The following is a 25,429-nucleotide window of genomic DNA, read 5'->3' as shown; positions in this document are numbered from 1 at the left end:
GAGATGAGGAATCGATGGAGAACATGTCAAAGCACCGGCCTTCGGGTCGGTCCTGGAGAGGACGGCGCGCGATCGGGTTGCTCACGGCTGCACTCGTCGCCTTCGCCGGGTTGACGGCGACGGCTCCTGCGGCCGCCGCGGAGCCGTGGGTCGGCGTGCAGGCCGACGGCTATCTGCGCATCAGCGTGCCGAACGCCGCCGTCGAGGAGGCCGTCGGGCCGGTATCGCAGGTGGTCGTCGAGGGCAACTTCGGCCCCTCGCACAACTGGGCGCAGATCGGCCTGCAGCGCAGTGGCGCCAACTGGACCGCGACCTACGGCCCGTTCGAGCCTGGCCTGTACTACTACCAGGTGACGGGAGACGACAGCAAAGTGCTCAAGGACGCGAGCAACCCCACGAGAGTCGCGTCCGAGCCGGAATGGAGCACGTTCTTCATTCCAGGTGAATCGGCGGCCCTGCTCGCCGACGCGCCGGAGGAGGCAGGCACCATCGAGACGATCACCTACGACAGCGCGGTCGCCGGCGAGGAGCGTGAGGCGCTCGTCTGGCTTCCACCGACATACAAGCCCAAGGGCAAGAAGTTCCCGGTCTTCTACCTGCAGCATGGCGGTGGCCAGAGCTACCGCGACTGGGTGGAGGTCGGTCGTGCCGAGCAGATCCTCGACAACCTGTGGTTGTCGGGTCAGCTCGAGGACATGATCGTGGTGATGGGCAACGGGAACGTCTCCGACTTCTCCGCCGAGCTTCTGGAGAACATCGTCCCCGCCGTCGAGGACAACTACAACGCCTCGCCCTCGAAGAAGAAGCGGGCACTCGCCGGCCTGTCGATGGGCGGCGGCCAGACGTTCGAGGTCTTCAGCGAGCACCCCGGCGAGTTCGCCCAGATCGGCACGTTCGGCGCCGGTCGATTCGACGATCTGGCGAGCATCCCGGTGTCGAAGATGAACAACAGGACGGACCTCTTCCGCGTCTACGTCGGCAATCCGACGGACATCGCGCACAATGACGTCTACGATTCCTTCCAGAAGTTCGACGAGCTCGGTCTGCACTACCAGTTCGACGGCGTGAACCCGGATGCCGGGCACAACTGGAACGCCTGGCAGGAGAACCTCATCGACTTCGCCCCGCGGTTGTTCACCGGTGAGGCTTCCGACCCCGCGATGAGTGAGGGACACACCGCGCTCACCGAGCGCTTCGAGAAGCCGGCATCCGGCACAACGCCGACACCATGGATCAGCGAGGACGGCTTCGTCACCTTCGAGACGACGACGGAGTTCGCGGAGGCCGAATACGTCTCGGTGTGGGCGAACATCGCGCCCGGGGGCAGTTGGCTGCGCACGGAGATGAGCAAGGTGGGCGACCGCTGGCAGACGACGATCGGTCCGCTGGACCCGTGGTTCTACCACTACCGGCTCATCGTCGATCGTCAGGCGGTCAAGGACACCTCCAACCCGGCCTCCGTCACGTCCGAACCCGCGTGGAGCACCTTCCTCGTCGAAGGGGAGGCTTCACGTCTGCTCACCGACGTGCCAGAAGGCGAAGGCGGCGATCTGGAGGTCATGACGTACCAGAGCAGTGTGGCCGGTCAGGAGCGCAGCGCCTATGTCTGGACTCCGCCGGGCTACGACCCCGAACGCGCTGAACCCTACCCGCTGTTCGTGCTCAACCACGGTGGAGGCCAGAGCTGGACGGACTGGGTGGAGGTCGGCCGAGCACGCCAGATCCTCGACAACCTCTCGCGCGACGGATCGATCCAACCGATGGTCGTGGTGATGCCCAACGGCAACGTCAACGACTACCCGACCGAGCTGCTCGACAACGTCGTACCGACCGCGGAGAACCACTACAACATCAGCGTCAACCCTGCCAAGCGCGCACTGGCCGGCCTGTCGGCCGGAGGAGCGCGCACGGTCTCGGTGCTGAAGGCGCATCCGGGCGAGTTCGCCTGGATCGGCACGTTCGCCGCCGGCTTCGGCGGCGCGGCGGGCGTGGATGCTGACGCCATCAACGCGGGCACCGAACTGTTCCGGCTCTACACGGGAGACATCACCGACTTCACATACGGGTCCGTGATGAACTCGCTCCCGGTGCTGGACGAGCTCGGCATCGAGTACGAGTTCGACGGCGTGACGGTGGGACCGCACGGATGGGACGTCTGGCAGAAGAACCTGATCGACTTCGCACCGCGTCTGTTCCAGAGTCTTCCCGCTGACGACCTTCGCCCAGAGGCGGCACTGGTGTCGCCGTCGACGGCGGGCCCGTTCGACGCGGTGAGCATTCAGGTCGACGCATCCGACATCGGTGGACTCGAGCGCATCGTCGCGAACGTCTACCAGGACGGCAAGCTCGTCGAGAGCACGCAGTCGGCGATGAACGGTGCCGAGAGCGGATCGCACACGGCGACCGTGGAACTCCCTTCGGGCGAGTACCTGGTGAAGTACAACGCGCACGATCGTTCAGGCAACGTCTCGAAGACCGGGACGTTCGCCTTCACGGTCGCAGACGGGGCGTGATGGCGCCGCCGACGACGAGCTGACGCGGACAGGGGATGCGGCCGGATCGGCCGCATCCCCTGTCTCATGCGGTGTTCAGATCTGGATGTGCCTCTCGTCCACGCCGTCGTAGGCCGACAGCGGACGGATGAGCGCATTGGCGCCCGCCTGCTCGATCACGTGCGCGGTCCAGCCCGTCACGCGAGCCGCGACGAACAGCGGCGTGAACGTCAGCGTGTCGAAGCCGATGAGGTTGTAGGCCGGCCCCGAGGGGTAGTCCAGGTTGGGATAGATCCCCTTGCGGGACACGAACTCCTGCTCGAGCGTCTCGTACAGCTCCGCGACATCCGCGCGGCCGTAGTGCTCGACGAGCGTGTCGAGGGCCGTCTTCATGGTCGGCACCCGCGAGTCGCCGTTCTTGTAGACCCGGTGGCCGAACCCCATGATCTTGCGCTTCTCCGCGAGCGCGCGATCCAGCCAGGACGCGACGTTGGAGGCATCGCCGATCTCGTCGAAGATGTGCAGCACCGCCTCGTTCGCCCCGCCGTGCAGCGGGCCCTTGAGAGCGCCGATCGCGCCGACGACGGCCGAGTACAGGTCGCTCAGCGTCGACGTGATGACCCGGGCGGTGAACGTGGACGCGTTGAAGGAGTGCTCCGCGTACAGGATCATCGAGCGGTTGAACGCGTCGACCACCACAGGATCCGGCACCTCGCCGAAGGTCATCCAGAGGAAGTTCGCGGAGTAGTCGAGGTCGTCGCGCGGCGCGACGATGTCCTGTCCGCGTCGGCGGCGCTGGCCGTAGGCCACGATCGCGGGGAGCGCGGCGAAGAGGCGGATGCTGCGCTCGAGGTTCTGCTCCGGGCTCCCGCCCGCGTTCAGCACCGACCCGCTCGCGTCCGGGTCCGAGGCCCCGATCACGCTCACCGCCGTGCGGACCTCGTCCATGGGATGCGCCTCGAGCGGGATCAGATCGATCGCGGCCCTGACGTTGTCCTCCAGCGCGCGGTGCTTCCGCTCCGCGGAGCGGAAATCCGCCAGCTGACCGGCATCCGGAAGCTCGCCGTGCCAAAGCAGGTAGGCGACCGCCTCGAAGGGCTGGGTCGCGGCGAGCTCCTGAACCGGGTATCCGCGGTACAGCAGACTGTTCGTCTCGGGGTTGACCTTGCTGATCGCCGTCGTGTCGACGACCACTCCGGCCAGGCCCTTGCGGATCTCGGTGTCTGCCATGTCCTGCTCCTTTGCGCGGAAATTGTGTTTCGACTCGCTCCGCTCGCTCACCGAGCGGGCGGAGCGATGGTGAAGTTGAAGACGCCGGAGTCGAAGTGGTTGTACGACTCGTAGTCGATCAGATCGTAGAGATCTGCGCGGTGCTGCATCTCCCCCAGCTTCGAGGTGAGATGCCCTTCCTCGTTCAGCGTATCGAGTGCGCGGTCCGCGGCGCCCATCGCGATGCGCAGCAGCGAGACCGGCCAGATGACGATGTTCACTCCGGCGTCCCGGAGCTGATCGGTCGAGAACAGCTCGGACTTGCCGAACTCGGTCATGTTGGCGAGGATCGGCACGTCCAGGGCCTTCGCCATCGCCTCGAACTCGCCGAGGTCGCGCATCGCCTCGGGGAACACCGCGTCAGCGCCGGCGTCCACCAGCGCCTTGGCGCGGTCGATCGCGGCATCCAGACCCTCCACGGCGCGGATGTCGGTGCGCGCCATGATGAGGAAGTTCTCGTCGCGGCGCGCGTCGGCCGCCGCCCGGATGCGCTTGATCGCCGTGCTCTCGTCGACGACGCTCTTGCCGTCGAGGTGCCCGCAGCGCTTCGGGTTCACCTGGTCCTCGATGTGCGTGCCGGCGAGTCCGGCATCCTCGAGCGTCTGTATCGTGCGCGCCACGTTCATCGGCTCGCCGAAGCCGGTGTCGGCGTCCACGATCGCGGGAAGGTCGGTCATGCGCGCGATCTGCTGCGCGCGCGAGGCGACCTCCGTGAGCGTGGTCAGTCCGATGTCGGGCAGCCCGAGGTCCGCCGACAGGACGGCGCCCGAGATGTAAACGCCGTCGAAGCCCTTCCGCTCGATGAGCCGGGCGCTGAGCGGGTTGAACGCACCGGGGAAGCGCAGCAGCTCACCGCTCGCGAGGCGCTCGCGGAGCAGTCGCCGCTTCTCGGCCGGGGTGGTGGTGGAGTACAGCATCAGAACAGACCCCGCGTGGTCGGCTCGGCGGACAGGATGCCGGGGCGCGCGATGATCGACAGCTCGCCGACCTCGGCCGCCGTCAGCTCGGGCAGGCGCTGCACGAGCGCGAGGAAGCGCTCGATCTCGGCCTCATCGAGCACGGGCTCGGCGAGCAGCCGGAACTTGGCGATGTAGTGCTCGCGGGCGAACGGCCGAGCACCGAGCGGATGGGCGTCGGCCACCGCGATCTCGTCGACCAGCGTGGTCCCGTCCGTCAGCGTGATCTCGACCCGCCCGCCGAACGCCTTCTCGGCGGGGTCGATCGAGTGGTAGCGACGCGTCCACTCGGCGTCCTCGGCGGTGGTGATCCGGTGCCAGAGCGCGACCGTGTCCGCCCGCGCGGCGCGCTCGGGCAGGTAGGAGTCGACGTGGTGCCACGTGCCGTCCTGCAGCGCGACCGCGAAGATGTACGGGATCGAGTGGTCCAGCGTCTCGCGCGAGGCCTGCGGGTCGTACTTCTGCGGGTCGTTCGCCCCCGAGCCGATCACGTGATGCGTGTGGTGGCTCGTGTGCAGCACGATGCTCGCCACGTTCGCCGGATCGATGAGCTCGGGGTGCTCGCGGTGGAGCTTGCGGGCCAGGTCGATCCACGCCTGCGCCTGATACTCGGCGGAGTGCTCCTTCGTGTACGTGTCGAGGATGGCGCGCTTGGCCTCGCCGGTCGCCGGGAGCGGCACCTCGTAGGACGCGTCCTTGCCGTCCAGCATCCAGGCGATGACGCCGTCCTCGCCCTCGTAGATCGGCGCGGGCGAGGTCTGGCCGCGCATCGCGCGGTCCACGGCCTCGACCGCCATCTTCCCGGCGAAGGCGGGGGCGTGCGCCTTCCACGTGGAGATCTCGCCCTTGCGGCTCTGCCGCGTGGCGGTGGTGGTGTGCAGCGCCTGGCCGACCGCCTGATGGATGGTCTCGACGTCGAGGCCCAGCAGCGTGCCGATCCCGGCCGCGGCCGAGGGTCCGAGGTGCGCGACGTGGTCGATCTTGTGCTTGTGCAACGAGATCGCGCGGACCAGGTCGACCTGGATCTCGTAGCCCGTGGCGATTCCCCGCACGAGCGCCTGTCCGTCGCAGCCCGCGTGCTGGGCGACGGCGAGGATCGGCGGGATGTTGTCTCCGGGGTGGGAGTACTCGGCGGCCAGGAACGTGTCGTGATAGTCGAGCTCGCGCACGGCGACGCCGTTCGCCCAGGCCGCCCATTCCGGGCTGGTGCGCCGCTCGAGCGCGGCTCCGAACACGGTCGCTCCCTCGCCGCCCGTGGAGACAGGGTGGCTGAACGCCTGATCGCGCGCGGCGACGATCGGTGCACGGGTGAGGGATGCCGCAGCGACCGCCGCGTTGTCGATGATGCGGTTGATGATCATGTCGACGACCTCGGGCTCGACGTCGACGGGGTCGGCGGCGACCTCGGCGATCCGCCAGGCGAGCTGCTGCTCGCGCGGGAGCTCCTCCTCGGAGCGGTAGACGCGGACGTGGTGGGTGACGGTCATGGCTGTCCTTCGCTGTGGGTCGAGAGGGAATCGAGGATGCTGGAGAGGGCGTTGCGCAGATGCACATGCGTCGCGTGCGCAGCCAGCTCACCGTCGCGGTCGGCCAGCGCCTCGGCGATCAGGCGATGCTCGGCGACGGACGCGGCCAGGCGCTCGGGCTTGTCGCGCGCCATGCGGCGCACGCGCCCGAGATGCGTGCGCACGGTCCGCAGCGCGGAGGACATGTAGTCGTTGGCGACGGCCCGATCGATCGCGCCGTCCAGGCGGGAGATCAGGGCGTAGTAGTCGTCCGTCCCGCGGGCCGCCGCGAGATCGATCGTGGCGAACTCGGCCGCCAGTGCGGCGAACACCTCGACCTCGCCGCGGTGGGCCGCGAGCCGGGCGGCGGCCTCCTCGAGCGCGCGCCGGATCTCGAACAGGGAGCGGATGTCGTCGGCATCCAGGTCCGACACGACCGTCACGCGCGGAGACTGCTGGACGACGAGCCCGTCGGCGGCCAGCAGCTGCAGCGCCTCGCGCAGGGGAGTCCGGCTCACCCCCAGACGCTCGGACTGCTCCACCTCGGCGAGCACCGCCCCGGGAGCGAGCGCACCGGACTGGATGTCCTCCAGAAGCGCCGCATAGGCGCGTTCGCTCGCCCGCATGCCTCTACTGTATACACAGAATGGCGCCATGGCGTCAATCGCGCCATTCAATCCGTGGCAACGTATACAGAATCAGCCGCTGACGACTCCTTCGAACAGCCCGATGCGATTGCCGTCCGGATCGACGATGACCGCGACCGCGCTCGTCTCGGTGATCGGCTGCTTCGCGATCTCGACCGATCCGCCGGCCTTCACAGCCGCCGCGATCACGTCGTCGATCGAGTCGACCTCGACGTACGAGCGCGGCTGTGTGAAGCCGTCCTCCCGCTGGGCCAGCCCGCCTCCCGAGATGCCGTTCGGCGCCCGCCACATGGGGTACCCCTCGAAGCCGGGCATCTCCGCCAGACTCCAGCCGAACAGCTCGGAGTAGAACTCGGTGGCGCGCGCCACGTCGCTCACCGGGATGTCGATATGAGTGATGTCTCCGTGTGCCATCGCCCACCTTCTCTCTGTTCGTCTCTGCGCACGTCCTCCCCGGCGCGGCCAGTCTCCTCTCCCGGCTCCTCGCGGACAAGGGGATGTGTTGTCCGAACCTGTAATAACAGGTACACTGCTTGTCATTACAGGCTTGTCCTCGTTCACGACGAGCCTCCGGATCGCCCGAGGAGCACCGATGCCCCAGTTCCACACCCCGCCGATCTCGCCGCTGGCGATCGCCTTCGACGCCGAGAACCTCACGCTCTCGCCCGAGGGGCCGACCCTCACTCGGCGCATGTCCGACCTCGAAGGGCTGTTCCGCGATCGCGACGCGTGGGCCGCGGCATCCGCCGGCGAGAACCCGGTCGTCTACACCGTGACCAGTTCCCCCGTGCCCGAGGTCGACCGGGAGCTGCCGCAGTCGATCACGACGATCATGCCGGGAGACACCTCCGGTGAGCTGTGGATGACCAAGGGGCACCAGCATCCGAACCACCAGGGCGAGATCTACCTCGCGCTGACCGGGACGGGGGGCCTCCTCATGTTCGACGGCGAGCGCACCGAATGGCTCGACATGCTCCCCGGGACGATCGGCTACATCCCGCCCGGATGGGCGCACCGCTCGGTGAACACGGGAGACCAGCCCTACGCGTTCCTCGCCGTGTATCCCGGCGGCGCCGGGCACGACTACGGCTGGGTCCTCGAGCACGGCATGGGCGCCCGCGCCTACCGCTCCGAGAACGGCGCCGAACTCCGCCCGTATTCGGCCTAGGCTCGCCCCGTGATCATCGCGCACGATCTCGGCACGACCGGGAACAAGGCCTCGCTGCACCACGACGACGGACGTCTCGTCTCGTCGGTGACGGTCGGCTACCCCGCGCGGTTCGCCGCGGGCGGGGTCGCGGAGCAGGACCCGCAGGACTGGTGGGATGCCGTGGTGACCGCCACACGGGAGCTGATCGAGCGCACCGGAACGCGCCCCCTCGACGTGACCGGTCTCGTCGTGAGCGGCCAGATGATGGGCGCCGTCCTCCTCGATGCCCAAGGCGAGCCCGTACGCCCGGCCATCATCTGGGCGGACACCCGCTCCGGAGCGCAGCAGCGCGAGCTCGAGCGGGCGCTGGGCGCCGAACACGCCTACCGGGTGCTCGGCCACCGACTCAATCCCACCTACTCGGTCGAGAAGGTCATGTGGGTGCGCGACGAGGAACCCGACGTCTGGGCGCGGGTGCGCCGCTTCTGCGTCGCGAAGGACTACGTCGTGTTGCGTCTGACCGGACGGCTGGCCACGGACCGCTCCGACGCGAGCGGCACGAACGCCTACGACCAGGCCGCCGCAGACTGGTCCGACGAGGTGCTGCGGGCGGCTCGCCTCGACCGCGACCTGTTCCCCGAGATCCTCGACTCCACGGCGATCGCCGGCACGCTGACGGATGCCGCGGCATCCGCCCTGGGCCTTCCCGCCGCGGTGCGCGTGGTGATGGGCGGCGGCGACGGGCCCATGGCGGCCGTCGGGTCGGGCATCGTCGCCCCGGAGGACGGCGCCTACGTGTGCCTGGGCACGTCGTCGTGGATCTCGTTCGCGAGTGCGGAGCCCCTGCACGATCCGGGCCTTCGCACCTTCACCTTCGACAACGTCGTCCCCGGCGGGTTCGTGCCGACCGCGACGATGCAGGCCGGCGGCGCGTCTCTGCAGTGGATCGCCGAGGCCCTCTCCCCCGATCCCGCGCACCCCGACACGGCACGGCTCGCCGTCGACGCCGGAGGCGACCTCGACACCGAGGACCTCTACTTCCTGCCGTACCTGCTCGGCGAGCGCACGCCGCACTGGGATCCCGCCGCCCGTGGCGCCTTCGTCGGCATCGGCAGGCACCACACCAGGGCGCATCTGGTGCGGGCCGTCCTCGAGGGCGTGGCGTTCAACCTCCTCACCGGCATCCAGGCGTTCCGGCAGGCCGGCGCCGCCATCGACCGCATCGACGCCGTGGGTGGCGGGGCGCAGAGCGACGCCTGGCTGCAGATCCTCGCCGACGTCTGGGGCGTGCCCGTCCGGCGTCGCACGATCGTCGAGGAGGCGAACAGCCTCGGCGCCGCCGTCACGGGAGCCGTGGGACTCGGCCTCGCCGACTTCTCGGCGGCACGGGCCCTCAGCGAGGTCACGGCCGAGTTCGTTCCGCACACCGACCGGCACACCGCCTACCTCCAGCGGCACTCGCGGTTCGCCGACGCCTACACGGCGCTCGCGGGCTGGTTCGCCGCGGCACCCGGCGGAGGCCGATGATGGGCACCATCCTCGTCACCAGCCGCTCGTTCTCCGACGGCGACCTCGACCTCGAGCGCCGGGCGCACACCGCCGGGCACCGCGTCATGCGCGGCCCGGCGCACCATGACCTCGACGAGCTCCGGGCTCTGCTGCACGGCGCGGACGCGTGGATCGCCGGAACGGGACCGGTCACGGCCGCTCATCTCGCCGCCGCCCCGAAGCTGAGGATCGTCGCCCGCTACGGCGTCGGCACCGAGGCGGTCGACCTGGACGCCGCCGCCGAGGCCGGCGTGATCGTCACGAACACCCCGGGAGCGAACGCGGATGCCGTGGCCGACCACGCCGTAGGCCTGATGCTCAGCGCACTCCGCTTCGTCGCCGACGGCGATCGCCGGGTGCGCGGCGGCGACTGGGCCGTGCGCCGCGGCCGCGAGCTCGGAGCCGCCGTCGCCGGCATCGTGGGGTTCGGGCGAATCGGTCAGGGCGTCGCACGCCGGCTCGGCGGCTTCGGCTGCCGCATCCTCGCCGCAGACCCCTTCCTGCCCTCCGAGGTCATCGCTGACGCCGGGGCCGAGCCCATGCCGCTCGACGACCTGTTCACGACGGCCGACGTCGTGACGCTGCACGCGCCCGGGGGACAGCAACTGGTCGACGCCGCCCGCCTGGCGGGAATGCGGCACGGTTCCGTGCTGGTGAACACCGCACGTCCCGAACTCGTCGACGAGGGCGCCGTGGCCGCGGCCCTGCGCGACGGTCGCCTGTCGGGCTACGCCGCCGACACGCTCGCCGGAGACACCGCCGCCTCCTCGAGCCCGCTGCTGGCCGCGGACCTGGCGCCGGTCGTGACCATCACGCCGCACCTGGGCGCCCAGACCACGCAGGCCGTCGACAACATGGGATCGATGTCCCTCGACGACGTCCTGGCCGCGCTGCGCGGCGAGACCCCGCGCTTCCTCGTCCGAAAGGGGACGCCATGACCGACTCCGACCACATGGGCTTCGTCGGGGTGAGCACCGCATCCTCCTCGATCATGACGGTGTTCCCGCTGTGGGCCGACATCCTGGGGCTGCCCACGCGCACGCTCGTCGGACACGACCTGCCGCTCGACGCGAGCCCGGCGCAGTACCGCGCCCTCGTGGAGCAGATCCGCGACGACCCCCATCACCGCGGAGCGCTCGTGACCACCCACAAGATGAACGTGTACGCCGCGGCATCCGATCTCTTCGACGAGCTCGACCCGTTCGCCGTCTCGTGCTCGGAGATCTCGAGCATCGCCAAGCGCGGGACACGACTGTCCGGCCGCGCCAAGGACCCGATCACGGTCGACCTCGCCCTGAACGACTTCCTTCCCGCCGACCACTTCACCCGCACCGGCGCCGAGGTCGTCATCCTGGGCGCCGGCGGCTCGGGCACGGCGCTGAGCTGGGCGCTGGCCGAGCGGGCGGACGCCCCCTCGCAGGTCACCGTCACCGCCCGCGACGACGACAAGCTCGAGCATCTGCGCGAGGTGCACCGCCAGCACGGCACGCCCGAGGAGCTCATCCGCACCGTGCGCACCGACACCCCGCAGGATGCGGCGGCACTCGTCGCCGCCGCCGCACCCGGATCCCTGATCGTGAACGCGACGGGACTGGGCAAGGACCGCCCGGGATCTCCCCTGCCGGACGATGTCGTGTTCCCCGAGGGCGCGTACGTCTGGGAGTTCAACTACCGCGGCTCGCTGGAGTTCCTGCACCAGGCGCAGGCGATCGCCGAGGAGCGCGGCCTGCACGTCGTGGACGGCTGGCGCTACTTCATCCACGGCTGGTCGCAGGTCGTGGCCGACGTGTTCGAGCTCACGCTGACGCCCGAGATCGTCGAGCGTCTCGCGGGGGCCGCGGAGGTCGCACGACGATGATCCGCACCGTCCTCGGCGACGTCGATCCGGCCGTCCTGGGGACGGTGGACTATCACGAGCACCTGTTCCAGGTCTCGCCGCTGCTTCCCGGGGACGAGCTCGACGACGAGTCGGCCTCAGGCGCGGAGGCGCGGATGCTGCGGCGCAGCGGCTTCCGCACGATGATCGACGCCACGCCGTTCGGTCTCGGTCGCGATCCGTCCGCGCTGGCGCGGATCAGCTCGGCGACCGGGCTCGGCATCGTCGCGACGGCGGGGCGCCACCGCGAGGCGCACTATGCGGCGGGGCATCCGACGCGCGATGCGACGGTGTCGGAGCTGGCGACCTCGTTCACCGCCGAGATCGTCGACGGCCAGCCGCATTCGGACGCCGAGCCGACCGGCCCGCGCGCTCTCGGCCCGGACGGCGAGCCCGTGCGCGCCGGGATCCTCAAGGGCGGGATCGACTACTGGCGGATCAGCCCCTTCGAGCGGATCACCCTGGACGCCCTGGCTGCCGCGCATGCGACGACCGGCGCGGCGATCATGGTGCATCTGGAGTTCTGCACCGCAGCGCACGAGGTGCTCGACGTGCTGGGCTCGCAGGGGGTGTCGGCGGATCGGATCGTGCTCGCGCATGCCGATCGCGACCCGGATGCCGGGCTGCACGCCTCGCTCGCAGAGCGCGGCGCCTACCTGGGCTACGACGGCTTCGCGCGCCCCCGCACGCGCTCGGATGCCGAGCTGCTGTCGCTGACCGCTGCCGTCGTCGATGCCGGCGGAGGGGAGCGGATCCTGCTCGGGGGAGACGTCGCCCGTCGCACGCGCTACATCGCCTACGGCGGGATGCCGGGGCTCGCCTATCTCGGCGAGCGCTACCTGCCGCGTCTGCGGGTCGTCGTCGGCGACGAGGCCGTGGACCGGATGCTCGTGACGAACCCGGCACGGCTGCTCGATCTCGCCTGAGCCGTCCCGTTCGCCGCCCCGGGCATGCGGAAGGGGCCCCGCGCAGTGCGAGGCCCCTTCCGGCTCGGATCACTCGTAGAGGACTGCGGCGATCTCCGGGTCGTCGATGTTCTCGGCGTCGTACCAGTACGAGCCGGTGTCGTAGAACTCGTCGATCTCCTCGCCCTTGGCCGCGGCGACCGCCGACTCGACCGTGCGCGCCCCGATGCCGATCGGGTCCTGGGTGATGGCGCCCGCCATCGTGCCGTCCTTGATCGCCTGGATCTGGGCGGCGCCGGAGTCGAATCCGATGATCGTGAGCTTGCCCTTTTCGAGGTTCAGCTCGTTCACGGCGTTGACGACGCCGATCGCGGATCCCTCGTTGGTGCCGTAGATGCCCTTGAGGTCCGGGTGAGCGGCGATCATGGCCTTCGCGATGTCGGCCGACTTCAGGTGGTCGCCGTCACCGTACTGGATGTCGACGATCTCGATGTCGGGGTAATCCGCCTCGATCTTCTCCACGAACCCGTCGCGGCGCTCCACACCCGTGGAGTTGATCTGGGAGTGGCCGACGATCGCGACCTCTCCCTCGCCGCCGATGAGCTCGGCCATGTGCTCGGCCGCCAGAGCGCCCGCGACCTTGCTGTCGGTCGCGGCCAGGCTCAGGCCCACCTCGCTGTCGCACGGGGCGTCGAAGTACACGACCGGGATCTCCTTGGCCGCCGCCTGATCCAGCGGCGCGATGCACGCCTCGGGGTCGAGCGCGGCGTAGCCGATGGCATCCGGGTTCTTGTCGATCGCGGCCGTCAGCATCTCGAGCTGCTGGGCGATCTCGGTCTCGGCCGCGGGCCCCTCGAACGTCACCTCGACGCCGAGCTCCTCGGCCTTCTCCTCCGCGCCCTTCTTGACGGCCTGCCAGAACTGGTGCTGGAAGCCCTTCGAGACGAGCGCGACGTACAGTTCGCCGTCACCGCTGCCGGTGTCGGCCCCGCCGCCCTCCTCGATGACGTCGCCGCCACCGGCGCAGCCCGCGACGACGAGGGCGGAGGCGGCGACGAGCGCCGCGAACGCGGTCTTCTTACCGAATCGCATGGAAACTCCTTTGTTTGTTGTGGGTGAGGGACTCAGGTGCGCTGCCGGTTGCGGAGCGAGTCGAAGAACACCGCCAGCAGGACGACGACGCCGACCACCACGTTCTGCCATTCCGTCTGGATCGACAGGATGCGCAGGCCGTTGACGAGCACGCTCATGATGAGCGCGCCGATCACGGTGCCGATGATGGATCCGCGACCGCCCAGCAGCGAGGTGCCGCCGATGATGACGGCCGCGATCGCCTGCAGCTCGTACCCCGTGCCGATCTGCGGCTGTGCGGAATCGAGGCGCGAGGCGATGACGATGCCGGCGACGCCGGTGAACGCCCCGGCGAACATGTAGACGAGGATCGTCCAGCGACGCGTGTTGACGCCCGACAGCCGGGTGGCCTCCTCGTTCGAGCCGATCGCGAACGTGTAGCGGCCGAGCAGGGTCTTGGACAGCACGAGACCGGCGATGATCGCGAGGACGGCCGTGATGAGCACCGCGTTCGGGATGCCGGGGATGATCGTCCCCAGCGCGATGCGCTTGAAGTCCGGGGCCGAGGTCGAGAAGTAGATGGGCGCGACGCCCGAGATCACCAGGGCGAGTCCGCCGGCGATCATCATCATCGCCAGGGTCGCGATGAACGGCGGCAGATGCAGGAAGGTCACGTTCACGCCGTTGATCAACCCCATCAGCACGCCGGTGGCGATGCCGCCGAGCACGCCGACCCAGACCGGCAGCCCCCAGTTCGTGATGAAGACGCCCGTCATCACGGCGCACAGCGCCATGCCGGTCCCGATCGACAGGTCGATGCCGCCGGTGATGATGACGAAGGTCGTCCCGAGCGCGAGGATCCCGATGACGGCGGTCGACAGCAGCACGGTGGCGATGTTGCTGAACGTGAAGAAGTTCGGGCTCGCGATGGCGAAGAAGATCACCAGCACGACGAGCGTGCCGAACGCCAGCGACTGCTGGAGCTGGCGCTTGAGGAACCCCGAGACGTCGCGCTTGTCGGTGTTCTCGTTCACGGCCTGCTGGATGACGGTCGTCGTCGACCCGGACTGTTCTGGCGTGCTCATCACTCTTCCTCCCCGTGGGCTGCGAGGTGCATGATCTTCTCCTGAGTGGCTTCCTCATTGCGCAGCGTTCCGGTGATCCTGCCGTTCGCGAACACGGCGATGCGGTTCGCGACGCGGAGGATCTCCGGGAGCTCCGATGAGATGACGATGATGGACTTGCCGGATGCCGCGAGCTGCTGCATCAGGCGGTAGATCTCCTCTTTCGCGCCGACGTCGATGCCTCGGGTCGGCTCGTCGAAGATGAGGACGTCGCAGTCGCGCATCAGCCAGCGGGCGATCACGACCTTCTGCTGATTCCCGCCGGACAGCAGCTTGACGATCTGGTTCACCGACGGCGTCTTCACGCGCAGCTGCTGGACGTACTGCTTGGTCTGGTTCTTCGCCTTGCCGTCGCGCATCCAGCCGATGGCGCCGGCGTAGGTGCTGAGGGACGCGAGCACGGTGTTGAAGGTCACGTCCTGCTCGAGCATGAGCCCAAGGAGCTTGCGGTCCTCGGAGAGGTAGCCGACGCCGTGCTTCACGGCATCCTCGGGATGGCGGATGCGCACCTGCCTGCCGCCGATCGCGATGGTCCCGCCGTCGCGGTGGTCGGCGCCGATCACGGCTCGGGCGGTCTCGGTGCGCCCGGCCCCCATGAGTCCGGCGAAGCCGAGGATCTCGCCCCTGTGAAGCTGGAAGCTCACGTCCTTGAGCAGCGACTTCGTCGACAGGTTCTGCACGTCCAGCACGACGGGATCGTTCTGGTGCTCGCGGGCCGTCGGACGCGTGCCCTCATCGATCGCCCGCCCCACCATCATCTCGATGATCGTCGGGATGCTGATCTCGGACTTCTCCAGTGATCCGATGTATGTGCCGTCGCGGAGCACGGTCACGCGGTCGGCGAGGCGCTTGAGCTCGTCCATGCGATGCGAGATGTAGACGATGCCCGTGCCGCGCGCCCGGAGCTGCTCGATCAAGGCGAACAGCGTCTCGACCTCGCTGTCTGTCAGCGCGGAGGTCGGCTCATCCATGATGAGCACCTTGGCGTTGAACGACAGCGCCTTGGCGATCTCGACCATCTGCTGCTTGGCCACGGTGAGCTCGCCCACCTGCTGACGCGGATCCAGATCGATCTCGAGGCGCTCGAGCAGCTCGGCGGTCTGCCGGTTGAGCTTGCGCTCGGACAGGAACCCGCCGGACACCGGCTCCCTGCCGATGTAGATGTTCTGCGCGACCGTGAGGTCGGGCATGAGGTTCATCTCCTGATGGATGATCGTGATGCCGAGCTGCTGCGCCTGCAGGGGACTGGTCAGCTCGACCTCGCGGCCCTCGAACGTGATCGTCCCCTCGTCGCGCGTGTAGATGCCCGAGAGGATCTTCATGAGCGTTGACTTGCCCGCGCCGTTCTCGCCGACGAGGACCAGGACCTCGCCGCTGCGCACTTCGAGGTGCACGTCCTTGAGCGCCTGCACGCCGGGGAACCCCTTGCTGATGCCTTCCACCCTGAGGATGGGATCGCTCATGCTGTCACCTGCTCCCTTGGAGGTTTCGTAGCGATGTTTCTTCGGGTCGAAACATCCGATCAATTCTCTCTTGCGATCGATTTCACCGCAAGTTGTACCTAAATGTATCTAACGATCGTCCGTGAGGGAAGACCTGTAATAACATCTTCATCACGAGGCGCACGAGGGACGTGCGCGGAGAAGAGGGATCATGCTCATCGGCGCGCATGCACTGGTGTTCACCGGCACCTTCGACGAGGCGGGGCTGCGACGTTCGATCGAGGGGGTCAGGACAGCCGGATTCGACCTCATCGAGATCCCCCTGATGGATGTCGACGGCTTCGACTCCGCTCTCGCGCGTCGGATGCTGGACGACAACGGGCTGGCCGTCACGGCATCCCTCGGACTCACGGCCGCCACCGACCTGTCCAGCGAGGACACCGGCGTCGTCCGCGCCGGTGAAGAGCTGCTCGAGCGCTGCCTCGACCACGTCGCGGCGATGGGCGGCGAGGTGCTGTGCGGCGTGATCTACTCCGCCATGCGGAAGTACGGCGAGCCCGCGAGCGAGCGCGGGATCGCGCACAGCCAGGAGGCGATCGGACGTCTCGCGACCAGGGCCGCCGATCGCGGCATCCGGCTCTCCCTGGAGGTCGTCAACCGCTACGAGTCCAATGTCTTCAACACCTCACGCGGCGGACTTCGCTTCCTGGACGGCATCGGCTCTGACGACGTCTCCCTGCATCTGGACACGTATCACATGAACATCGAGGAGTCGGACCTGTTCCAGCCGGTGCTCGATGCCGACCGGCGCCTGGGCTACGTGCACATCGGCGAGAGCCACCGCGGCTACCTCGGCACCGGAAGCGTGGACTTCGCGAGCTTCTTCCGTGCGCTGGAGCGGATCGACTATGACGGTCCCGTGGTGTTCGAATCGTTCTCATCCGCAGTCGTGAGCGCCGAGCTGAGCAACACGCTCGGCATCTGGCGGAACCTCTGGCAGGATTCGGACGATCTGGCCGCGCACGCCAACCGCTTCATCCGGGACGGACTGCACGCCGTCCGGACCATCGCGATGCACTGAGCCGATCCCGCCGTGGGCGGTGGGACGGGCTGCCGGCGAACACTTCACAAACGATTATCGATTAGTGTAATGTTCCCGGTATCCCCCCTCCCGTGCACCACGAAAGGATCAACGATGATCAAGGGCCGTCACCTCACGGCGCTGAGCCTGGCCTCGGTCGCCGCGCTCAGCCTGGCCGGCTGCGCCACGTCCACCCCGTCCGGCGACGGCGACGAGAAGATCGAGCTGAGCATGCTCGTCAACGTCACGCCGAACCTCACCGAGGAGTACTGGAACGAGCTCGTCGCGCCGTTCGAAGAGGCGCACGAGAACATCGACGTCGTCATCCAGAACCCCGGAGCCGAAGGCGTGCACGCCGCAGTGCCGCGTCTGCTGGCGGCCGGCGACGCGCCGGACATCGTCCAGTCCATGGCCCCGACCACCGAGCTGGCAGCTGAGCTGGTCGACCTGTCAGAGTACGACTGGGCGACGTCCGCGCCGCTCGCCGATCAGTATTCGATCGACGGCAAGTACTACATGGCCGGGATCGGCGTGCAGCTGCAGAGCCTGTTCTTCTACAACAAGACCGCCTTCGCCGAGGCGGGCATCACCGAGCTCCCGAAGACCGTCGACGAGCTCACCGAGGCGCTCGGCAAGCTGCAGGACGCCGGATGGACCCCGGTGCAGACCGGCGGGGACTGGATGACCAGCCACACGCTGCAGGCCATCGGCCTGCCGTCGATCATCCCCGAGTACCCGGACTGGTTCCAGGAGATGAGCTCGGGAGAGCTGACCTTCAGCGAGACCTATGCGGATGCCGTCGACACGTACGCCGACTGGGTGGCCGAGGGCTACATCCCCAAGGACGCCCTGGGCATCAAGTACCCGGATGCCGAGCAGGCGTTCCTGTCCGGCGAGACCGCGGTGTACTCGATGGGCAGCTGGTTCGCCGGGACGCAGGCCGGCGCCGCCGAGTCCGCCGACATCGGCGTCTTCCGCGCCCCGGCGTTCGACGACGGCACCCAGCCGTCGATGGGGGCGAACATCGCGAGCCCCTACTCGATCATGAAGTCGAGCGAGCACCAGGACGCTGCGGCCCAGCTCATCGAGTTCCTCGTCACCGACCAGGACGCCGTCAGCAGCCAGCTCGCCGTCGACGGCAACTTCCGCGACGGGTACGAGTACGAGATGACCCCGCTGGGCGAGGAGCTGCTCGCGATCGTCGCCGACACTCCCGCCGACGCGTACACGCCGACCGGCAACGGATACGGCGAGCGCACCGTGCCGTCGGAGTACTCCAACGAGCTCAACACGCAGACGCAGGCGCTGATCGGCGGCACCCCGCCGCAGGACGTGCTGGACGCCATGGACGCGTGGTTCCTCGCGAACGCGAACTGAGGACGGAGCCCGGGTGCGGCGCACGCCGCACCCGGGGCCCGCAGGACAGAGGATCTCGAAGATGAGCCAGACCATGATCGCCCCACCGGACACCGTCGCCCCGGCGGCTGCGCCTCCTCCGCCGCCGCGGCGCGCGAAGTCCGCAGCGGCCCGCGCACGCCACGCCTTCCCCGGCTTCCTCATGGCCGCACCGGCGGTCATCGTGTTCCTGCTGATGTTCGTGATCCCCATGATCCTGGCGTTCGTGCTCAGCTTCACGAACTGGAACGGCTACAGCCTGAACTTCACGTTCGTCGAGTGGGACAACTATCTGAAGGCGTTCCGCAACCCGCGCTCGGTGGACGCGGCGATCTTCACCGCGATCATCGCCGTGATCGGCACCGTACTCTGCAACGCGGTCGGCCTCGCGATCGCCGCCTTGATCTCCGGCCCCGGCCGCTCCAACACCCTGCTGCGCACGATCTTCTTCTACCCCTACGTCATCAGCGCGCTGATCATCGGCTTCCTGTGGTCGGCGATGCTGGCGCCCGAGGGCGCCGTGAACGGGATGCTGACCACGCTGGGTCTTCCCGCGATGCCGTTCCTCGTCGAGCCGGACTTCGCCCGGGCATGCGTCATCTTCACGATCGTCTGGTCGCACTTCGGGTTCAACATGATCCTCTTCCTCGCCGGCATCAAGTCGGTGCCGGTGGAGTACTACGAGGCGGCCACCGTCGACGGAGCGACCCGCTGGCAGCAGTTCCGCAACATCACGCTCCCGCTCATCGCCCCGGTCTTCACAGTCAACATCGTCCTCACCCTGGTCGGACTGCTCAAGGTGTACGACATCGTGCTGTCGCTGACCGACGGCGGACCTGCGGGCTCGACGCAGACCATCGTCTACCAGATCCTCAAGGACTCGTTCGCCAACTCGAACCTCGGCTTCGGCGCCGCGCAGTCCGTCATCCTGCTCATCGTCACCGCCGTGCTGGGACTGAGCGTCACCCTCATCCGCCGCCGCGCCGAGCGAAAGGTCACCGACTGATGAGCGCCCGCACCTCCGCTCCCGTCTCCGCCCGGGTCGTCCGCTGGATCATCCTCGGCGCCGTCGCGCTGCTCATGCTCGTCCCGCTGTACACGATGGTCATCAACGCCTTCAAGCCGCAGGCCGAGATCATCGCGAACCCGCTCGGCCTCGACCCGGCCACGTTCACGTTCGACTACCTCTGGGCCGCGATCACCAGCTCGAAGTTCAACGTCATCGCGGCGTACGGCGTGACGCTGTTCTTCGTCGCGCTCGTCAACGTCTGCTGCATCGCGCTGGCGGCTCCCGTCGCGTACGTCATCGCGCGGGGCCGGTCTAAGTGGCACATGGGGCTGCTGCTCCTGTTCGTGTCCGGGCTGTTCATCCCCGGCCAGGTCACGCTGATCCCCGTCGTCTTCGTGCTGCGTCTGCTCGGACTCATCAACACCATCCCCGGATTCATCCTGTTCGAGACGGCGGCGACGCTGCCGGTCACGATCTTCCTGTTCGCGGCCTATCTGCGCACGGTCCCGCGCGACATCGACGAGGCCGCGGCCCTCGACGGCGCCGGACGCATCCGGGCCTTCTGGTCGTGCATCTTCCCCGTCATGCGGCCGATCGTCGCCACGGTCGTGGTGCTGAACTCGATCGGCGTGTGGAACGACTTCGTGAGCCCGCAGATCATCCTCGGACCCAGTTCGGGGATCTACACCGTGACCACCGGCGTCTACGCCGCGGTCGGGCAGTTCGCCACCGACTACACCGTGGTGTTCCCGACGCTGCTGCTCGCCGTTCTGCCGGCGATGATCTTCTTCGTCGTCATGCAGCGCCACATCATCGGCGGCCTCGTCACCGGTGCGACGAAGGGTTGAGGATGACGACCACCTCGCACACGACGCCGTTGCGCGCGATCCCGGCGTGGGCCGTGCTGCAGCGACGCCTGTTCGACGAGATCGAGGACGCCAGGCAACTGTTCGTCGAGCGCTACACGAACCCGGACGGGAGCCTGCGGGGCATCGCGGCGTTCGACGACCGCGACGGCGTCGACGACCTGTACGAGCCGTTCTTCAACTGGCCGGCGTTCTATCTGCTGGGCGGGCCCGATGCCGTGCTGGCGGATGCCAAGCGGCACTGGGAGGGCGTCACCTCGCAGCTCACCGCGGCCGGCATGCTCACGGACGAGTACGAGAACGGCTACGACTGGTTCCACCAGGGCGAATCGGCGCTGCTGTTCCTCGGCATCTGCGCTGCCGATCCCGGCGACGAGCGCTTCGCCGAACGCGCGCGCAGATTCGCCCGGCTGTACCTCGACCCGCAGCACGGCAACTACGACCCCGAGCACAACATCATCCGCGCACCCCACAACGGCGCACTCGGTGCCCGCCCGGGCCTCGAGGACGGAGGGCCGCGTCCGTACTCGGCGGCCCTGGCCGAGATGCGCCCCTACGGGCTGCCCGTGCACGGCGTCGACGGGATCGCGGAATGGGAGGATCTCGCGGATCCCCAGAACGCACGCCGCATGGCCGAGGAGATGCAGCGGCGGGCGGCCGGCGACGTCGCGGTGAACCTCGCCTCCACCTCGCTGGTCGTCAACGCGTGGCTGTACGACCAGGATGCCGAGGCCGCCGCCTGGGTGATCCGTTATGTCGAGGGGTGGGTCGAGCGAGCGAGGGCGAACGGCGGTCTGCTGCCGGACAACGTCGCCCCGGACGGCACGGTCGGCGGCCTGCAGGACGGTCGCTGGTGGGGCGGCCACTACGGCTGGGCCTGGCCGCACGGGCTCCATTCCGTCGCGATGGGCGCGATGATCGGCGCGTTGAACGCCGCCCTGGTCAGCGGAGACGACGCTCCGCTCGACCTGGTGCGCACGATGCTCGACACCGTGCTCGACCGCGGCATCCGAGGCAGCGTGGCCGACTCGGAGTACAGCCTGCGCGGCGAGTGGATGTTCCGCCTGGGCGAGGCCGCCTCGGACGAGGCACTGCTCGTGCCGTACCGGTACGGCATCCACGGCTGGTTCGACCACGGTCCTCTCCAGCTGGATCTGCCGACCTGGCTGTGGTGGTGGACCGGGTCGGATGCCGACCGGGCGCGCCTGGATCGCGCGATCGCCGCGCTTCCGGAGACCGCTGATCCGGTGCCGGCGTTCCGCGACAAGGAGGAGGCCGGTCACGAGGCCGGCTGGGTCCGCTTCCTCAGCGGGGATCTTCCGGACTACCCCGAGCGGGCGCTCGCGATGGCGCTCGGTCAGGTCGCCCGGCGCGCGGCGCTCATGCGCGCGGACGGCGACGACCCGGACGGCGCCCACCTGCACTTCTGGCAGCGGGTGAACCCGGTGGTCACCGAGGTGCTCTCGCAGTTGATCACGGGGACCCCGCAGGTGCTCTACAACGGCGGCCTGCCGTTCTCCGCCGTCGACTACGCCGATGCGGACCGCGATCGCCCAGGACTCCCGCCCGATGTCGCGGCCCTCGTGGACCGGCGGGAACCCGGCCTCCTCGGCATCCGCCTCGTCAACACGTCCACGACACGGGCTCGGCGCGTTCGCATCCTGCCCGGCCGGTTCTCGCGAGAGAGCATCGCGTCCGCCGTCATGACGGGCGAGGGCGACGACGGCTACCCGGGATCCAGCGGCGCATACGCCGGCACCCGCACCGATTCGACCTCGATCGTCGTCGACTGCCCGAACGGCACGCTGACGGTCGACCTCGCGCCCGCGCACGCCGCCGAACTGACACTCACCCTCACGCGGACGCACTCCGCACCGCACCATCGCACCGACGAAGGAACACCATGAGCGACACCCCTCTGATCCGGCCCGACTTCGCGCTTCCCGTCCGGGGACCGGCGTACGAGCGGCCGTCCGCCGAGCTGATGTCCTCCTTCGACCAGGTGTCCTCGGCCACGGCATGTGCGAAGCTGCACGGTCTCGGCATCCGTCGCAGCTATGTCGACGGACCGGTTCCGCTCTCCCCCGGCCAGCGGGTGGTGGGCTCGGCGCTCACGCTGCAGTTCATGCCGCAGCGGGAGGACCTGGCCTCCGGACACGGTCAGGAGTACGCCGAACGCCACACGGCCCTGTGGCACGTCCTCGAAGCGGTCCAGCCGGGCGACGTGCTCGTCATCCAGGCCTACGGGAGCCGGTTCTCGGGCTGCATCGGAGACATCCTCGCGCGCTACTTCGCCCGCAAGGGCGGAGCGGGCATCGTGGTGGACGGACGCATCCGCGATTCGGGCAAGATCCGCGAGCTCGGCATCCCGGTGTGGTCCACCGGGACGACACCCCACTACGCGTCGCAGTCCGAGCTGACCCCGTGGGGCTACGACGTCCCGGTCGCCGTGGGCGGCTCGCTGTGCATGCCCGGCGACCTCGTCGTCGCCGACGACGACGGCCCCGTCATCGTGCCGCAGGCGATGGCGTCCAGCGTCGTCGACTCGGCACGCGACCATGAAGAATGGGAGGGCTTCAGCCGTCAGCGCCTCGACGAGGGCGCCCGCCTGAGCGACTATTACCCGCTGACCCCGGACAGCCGTGAGGAGTACGAGGCATGGCGTTCCGCGCAGAGCTCCGTCCGCTGACCCCCGCGGCGGGATTCCGCGACGATCTCGGCCTCGGCTGCGCCCCGATCGGGAACCTCTACAGTCCCGTCGCCGATGAGGACGCCGTCGCCACCGTGGCGGCCGCGCTCGCCCATGGCATCCGGTTCTTCGACACCGCGCCCAACTACGGAGCCGGCGAGAGCGAGCGCCGGCTGGGCGTCGCGCTTGCGGACGTGGACCGCGACACCGTGACGATCGCGACCAAGGTCGGCCGCATGATCGTCGACGACGAGGGAGCCGAGGTGCCCGCCGGTGCGAGCGGCGCCGGCCTGATCAGCGACGTCGGCTACGACGCCGTCTGGCGCAGCGTCGAGGGGAGTCTGAGACGGCTGCGCACCGACCGGATCGACCTGCTGCACCTGCACGATCCGGAGGACGTGGATGCCGCGCTCTCCGGTGCCGTGCGTGCGATGGTCGAACTGCGCGAGCAGGGGGTCGTCCGCGCGCTGGGCGTCGGGATGGTGCGCACCGCACCGCTGACCCGGTTCGCCGCCGAGGCGCCGGTCGACGTGATCATGGAGGCCGGCCGACTGACGCTGCTCGACCGGACCGCACTCGACGACCTGCTCCCGACCGCCGCGGCGCACGGGGTCGGGATCCTCGCGGCCGGCGTCTACAACTCGGGCGTGCTCGCCGATCCGCGCGGCGCGCCGTACTTCGACTATCACCCCGCTCCTTCGGAGATGGTCGCGACAGCCCTGCGTCTCGAGGACGCCTGCCGAGCGGCCGGCGTCAGCCTGACGGATGCGGCCGTGCAGTTCGCGTTCCGCCACGACGTCGAGGGCGTCGTCGTCGGCGCTCGGACGCCCGACGAGGTCGCTGCGTTCGCCGCGGCCGCGACGAGCGCGATCCCGGAGTCGCTCTGGGATCGCCTCGACCGCATCGCCGCGGGCTGACGTGCGCGTCGTCGACGCCCACGTGCACCTGTGGGATCGCACGCGGCATCCGCTCTCCTGGTTCCGCGACGACATGGGTCTCTCGCCCCGGGTCCTGGCCGCCGACCTGGAGGCTGCGGCGGAGGTCGAGTCGGCGATCGCCGTCCAGGCGGCCGACACGCTGACGGAAGCGGTGTGGCTCGTCGCCGAGGCCGCAGGGAGCCGCACGGTGTCGCGGGTCGTGCTCCAGCATTCCCCGTCCGCCGGGAGCTGGGCGGGCGTCGCGGCTCCGGCACTGGGTCCCGCGGTCGCGGGCATCCGCGCCGCGATCCCGCAGTACGCGCCGGATCTTTCGGATGTCACAGGACTCGACGCGCTGGGCGAGGGACTTCGCCGAACCGGGCGGGTGCTCGAGTTCCTCATCCGGCCCGCGCAACTGCCCGGCGTCGCCGCGTTCGCCGATCGGCATCCGGACCTTCCCATCGTGCTGTGCCACCTCGGCCTCGGTGCCGCGGAGGCGACCGGAGAGTGGCGAGCCGCTCTGGCGCAGACGGCATCCCGCCCCCGTGTGCATGCGAAGCTGTCGGGGGTGGTCGGGTCCCGGACGGACACCGAGCTCCGGGAGATCGCCGACGTCGCCCTCGCGGCGTTCGGCCCCGAGCGGCTGATGTTCGGCAGCGACTGGCCGATGTCCGCCCGCCGGCTGCCTCACCACGCCGTCGTCGAGTCGACCGCGCGCATGCTGGACGGCCTCACCCGCCGCGAGGCCGCGGCGGTCTGGCACGGCACCGCCGACCGCGTCTACGCGTCCGTCGCGTCCTGATCCTCCAGCAGCGTTCCCGCCGCATGGCGTCGGAACAGCTCCGCCGCGGCGTCGGGATCGCCGGCCTCCAGGACGTCCAGAAGGCCGCGGTGCCAGTCCGCGACCTCGTGCCAGTCCCCGGTGAAGGTCGGGTCTCCCAGCACATGCATGACCCTCAGGCTCGGTTCGAGCAGATCCCACATCTTGGGCAGGTACACGTTGCCGCTGGCTTCGATCACGGCGCGGTGGAAGACGAAGTCGAGTTCGCGGAACGCCGGCAGGTCGGAGCGGTCAGCGGCCTCGTGCATCTGCTCGATGACGTCGATGAGCTCCGTGCGGCGACCGGGGTCCAGGTTGCCGCTGGCCAGTCGCCCCGCCAGGCCCTCGAGTTCGACGCGCGCGATCTTCGCCTGGGCCGCCTCGGCGTCGGTGTAGGTCGCGACGAAGTTCCCCTGGTGACGCACATGCGACACCAGTCCCTCGTGCGCGAGGCGCTTCAGGGCATCGCGCACCGGCGCCTGGCTGACCTCGAGCTGACGCGCCAGCTGCGACTCCACCAATTGCTCGCCGGGCTCCAGCGTCGAATCCTTGATCATCGCCTTGATCATCAGATAGATCTGGTCGGACAGCAGCCCTCGCTGCAGTCCCTGGGGAGCCAATGCGTCAGCCATGGTCCCATTCTACGGCCATTATCGACTATCGCTAA

General features: G+C 69.0%; 23 protein-coding genes. 14 read left to right on the top strand and 9 right to left on the bottom strand.

What is annotated here, in order from left to right:
• Positions 1–14 precede the first annotated feature (14 nt).
• On the top strand, positions 15–2,513 hold the full coding sequence (locus tag KYX17_RS21695; protein WP_243229493.1) for an esterase family protein: 2,499 nt from the start codon (positions 15–17) through the stop codon (positions 2,511–2,513).
• Positions 2,514–2,588: 75 nt separating this feature from the next.
• Here KYX17_RS21695 and KYX17_RS21690 read toward each other — a convergent pair whose 3' ends face one another.
• From KYX17_RS21690 to KYX17_RS21670, 5 genes are all read right to left on the bottom strand, one after another.
• A complete protein-coding gene (locus KYX17_RS21690) occupies positions 2,589–3,722 on the bottom strand; it encodes a bifunctional 2-methylcitrate synthase/citrate synthase (protein ID WP_243229492.1) in 1,134 nt (377 codons plus the stop codon).
• A gap of 47 nt (positions 3,723–3,769) precedes the next feature.
• Positions 3,770–4,678 (bottom strand): methylisocitrate lyase, encoded by a 909-nt coding sequence (gene prpB / locus KYX17_RS21685; RefSeq protein WP_243229491.1) that lies wholly within the window; start codon positions 4,676–4,678, stop codon positions 3,770–3,772.
• Positions 4,678–6,204, bottom strand: a complete 1,527-nt coding sequence (locus tag KYX17_RS21680; RefSeq protein WP_243229490.1) for an MmgE/PrpD family protein — start codon at positions 6,202–6,204, stop codon at positions 4,678–4,680. The genes prpB and KYX17_RS21680 overlap by 1 nt, the downstream gene beginning before the upstream one ends.
• The gene (locus KYX17_RS21675; protein ID WP_243229489.1) at positions 6,201–6,848 is read right to left on the bottom strand and encodes a GntR family transcriptional regulator; all 648 of its coding nucleotides are present in this window, start codon (positions 6,846–6,848) and stop codon (positions 6,201–6,203) included. The genes KYX17_RS21680 and KYX17_RS21675 overlap by 4 nt, the downstream gene beginning before the upstream one ends.
• Positions 6,849–6,920: 72 nt before the next feature.
• Positions 6,921–7,283: a VOC family protein gene (locus tag KYX17_RS21670; RefSeq protein ID WP_243229488.1), complete on the bottom strand. Its 363-nt coding sequence runs from the start codon at positions 7,281–7,283 to the stop codon at positions 6,921–6,923.
• Between the two features lie 178 nt (positions 7,284–7,461).
• Between KYX17_RS21670 and KYX17_RS21665 the strand changes: the two genes are divergently transcribed.
• Genes KYX17_RS21665 through KYX17_RS21645 form a run of 5 tightly spaced genes read left to right on the top strand, consistent with a single transcriptional unit; the run spans position 7,462 to position 12,369 of the window.
• Positions 7,462–8,037, top strand: coding sequence for a glucose-6-phosphate isomerase family protein (locus tag KYX17_RS21665; RefSeq protein ID WP_243229487.1), 576 nt, complete (start codon positions 7,462–7,464; stop codon positions 8,035–8,037).
• Between the two features lie 9 nt (positions 8,038–8,046).
• Positions 8,047–9,546, top strand: coding sequence for a xylulokinase (gene xylB / locus KYX17_RS21660; protein ID WP_243229486.1), 1,500 nt, complete (start codon positions 8,047–8,049; stop codon positions 9,544–9,546).
• Positions 9,543–10,505 (top strand): NAD(P)-dependent oxidoreductase, encoded by a 963-nt coding sequence (locus KYX17_RS21655; protein WP_243229485.1) that lies wholly within the window; start codon positions 9,543–9,545, stop codon positions 10,503–10,505. The genes xylB and KYX17_RS21655 overlap by 4 nt, the downstream gene beginning before the upstream one ends.
• Complete coding sequence (locus KYX17_RS21650; protein ID WP_243229484.1) at positions 10,502–11,425, top strand: shikimate dehydrogenase; 924 nt, start codon at positions 10,502–10,504, stop codon at positions 11,423–11,425. Before KYX17_RS21655 ends, KYX17_RS21650 begins: the two co-directional genes overlap by 4 nt.
• The gene (locus KYX17_RS21645) at positions 11,422–12,369 is read left to right on the top strand and encodes a phosphotriesterase (protein WP_243229483.1); all 948 of its coding nucleotides are present in this window, start codon (positions 11,422–11,424) and stop codon (positions 12,367–12,369) included. The genes KYX17_RS21650 and KYX17_RS21645 overlap by 4 nt, the downstream gene beginning before the upstream one ends.
• A gap of 69 nt (positions 12,370–12,438) precedes the next feature.
• Here KYX17_RS21645 and KYX17_RS21640 read toward each other — a convergent pair whose 3' ends face one another.
• From KYX17_RS21640 to KYX17_RS21630, 3 genes are read right to left on the bottom strand one after another with little or no spacing between them, the layout of a single operon-like run.
• On the bottom strand, positions 12,439–13,440 hold the full coding sequence (locus tag KYX17_RS21640; protein ID WP_243229482.1) for an ABC transporter substrate-binding protein: 1,002 nt from the start codon (positions 13,438–13,440) through the stop codon (positions 12,439–12,441).
• A 32-nt stretch (positions 13,441–13,472) separates the two neighbouring features.
• Positions 13,473–14,504, bottom strand: a complete 1,032-nt coding sequence (locus KYX17_RS21635) for an ABC transporter permease (protein WP_243229481.1) — start codon at positions 14,502–14,504, stop codon at positions 13,473–13,475.
• Entirely contained in the window at positions 14,504–16,006 is a 1,503-nt protein-coding gene (locus tag KYX17_RS21630; RefSeq protein WP_243229480.1) for a sugar ABC transporter ATP-binding protein, read from the bottom strand. Before KYX17_RS21630 ends, KYX17_RS21635 begins: the two co-directional genes overlap by 1 nt.
• 190 nt (positions 16,007–16,196) lie before the next feature.
• On the opposite strand from KYX17_RS21630, the gene KYX17_RS21625 reads away from it, so the two are divergent.
• The 8 genes from KYX17_RS21625 to KYX17_RS21590 all read left to right on the top strand — a co-directional run bounded on the left by KYX17_RS21625 (position 16,197) and on the right by KYX17_RS21590 (position 24,744).
• Positions 16,197–17,066 carry a sugar phosphate isomerase/epimerase gene (locus KYX17_RS21625; protein WP_243229479.1) on the top strand — a complete coding sequence of 290 codons (870 nt, stop codon included), beginning with the start codon at positions 16,197–16,199 and terminating at the stop codon, positions 17,064–17,066.
• Between the two features lie 114 nt (positions 17,067–17,180).
• Positions 17,181–18,443 carry an ABC transporter substrate-binding protein gene (locus KYX17_RS21620; protein WP_243229478.1) on the top strand — a complete coding sequence of 421 codons (1,263 nt, stop codon included), beginning with the start codon at positions 17,181–17,183 and terminating at the stop codon, positions 18,441–18,443.
• A 61-nt stretch (positions 18,444–18,504) separates the two neighbouring features.
• A complete protein-coding gene (locus tag KYX17_RS21615) occupies positions 18,505–19,467 on the top strand; it encodes a carbohydrate ABC transporter permease (protein WP_243229477.1) in 963 nt (320 codons plus the stop codon).
• The gene (locus tag KYX17_RS21610) at positions 19,467–20,318 is read left to right on the top strand and encodes a carbohydrate ABC transporter permease (RefSeq protein ID WP_243229476.1); all 852 of its coding nucleotides are present in this window, start codon (positions 19,467–19,469) and stop codon (positions 20,316–20,318) included. The genes KYX17_RS21615 and KYX17_RS21610 overlap by 1 nt, the downstream gene beginning before the upstream one ends.
• Before the next feature lie 2 nt (positions 20,319–20,320).
• Positions 20,321–22,243: a hypothetical protein gene (locus tag KYX17_RS21605; protein WP_243229475.1), complete on the top strand. Its 1,923-nt coding sequence runs from the start codon at positions 20,321–20,323 to the stop codon at positions 22,241–22,243.
• A complete protein-coding gene (locus KYX17_RS21600; protein ID WP_243229474.1) occupies positions 22,240–23,025 on the top strand; it encodes a ribonuclease activity regulator RraA in 786 nt (261 codons plus the stop codon). Before KYX17_RS21605 ends, KYX17_RS21600 begins: the two co-directional genes overlap by 4 nt.
• Positions 22,995–23,942: an aldo/keto reductase gene (locus tag KYX17_RS21595; RefSeq protein ID WP_243229473.1), complete on the top strand. Its 948-nt coding sequence runs from the start codon at positions 22,995–22,997 to the stop codon at positions 23,940–23,942. The genes KYX17_RS21600 and KYX17_RS21595 overlap by 31 nt, the downstream gene beginning before the upstream one ends.
• A gap of 1 nt (position 23,943) precedes the next feature.
• The gene (locus KYX17_RS21590; protein ID WP_243229472.1) at positions 23,944–24,744 is read left to right on the top strand and encodes an amidohydrolase; all 801 of its coding nucleotides are present in this window, start codon (positions 23,944–23,946) and stop codon (positions 24,742–24,744) included.
• Here the strand turns inward: KYX17_RS21590 and KYX17_RS21585 are convergent.
• Complete coding sequence (locus tag KYX17_RS21585) at positions 24,723–25,394, bottom strand: GntR family transcriptional regulator (RefSeq protein WP_243229471.1); 672 nt, start codon at positions 25,392–25,394, stop codon at positions 24,723–24,725. The two genes, KYX17_RS21590 and KYX17_RS21585, sit on opposite strands and share 22 nt — an antisense overlap.
• Positions 25,395–25,429 lie beyond the last annotated feature (35 nt).

The organism is Microbacterium sp. CIAB417, from assembly GCF_022788845.1.
The sequence above is the reverse complement of the archived record's forward strand: the minus strand, read 5'-3'. Positions and strand labels throughout refer to the sequence as shown.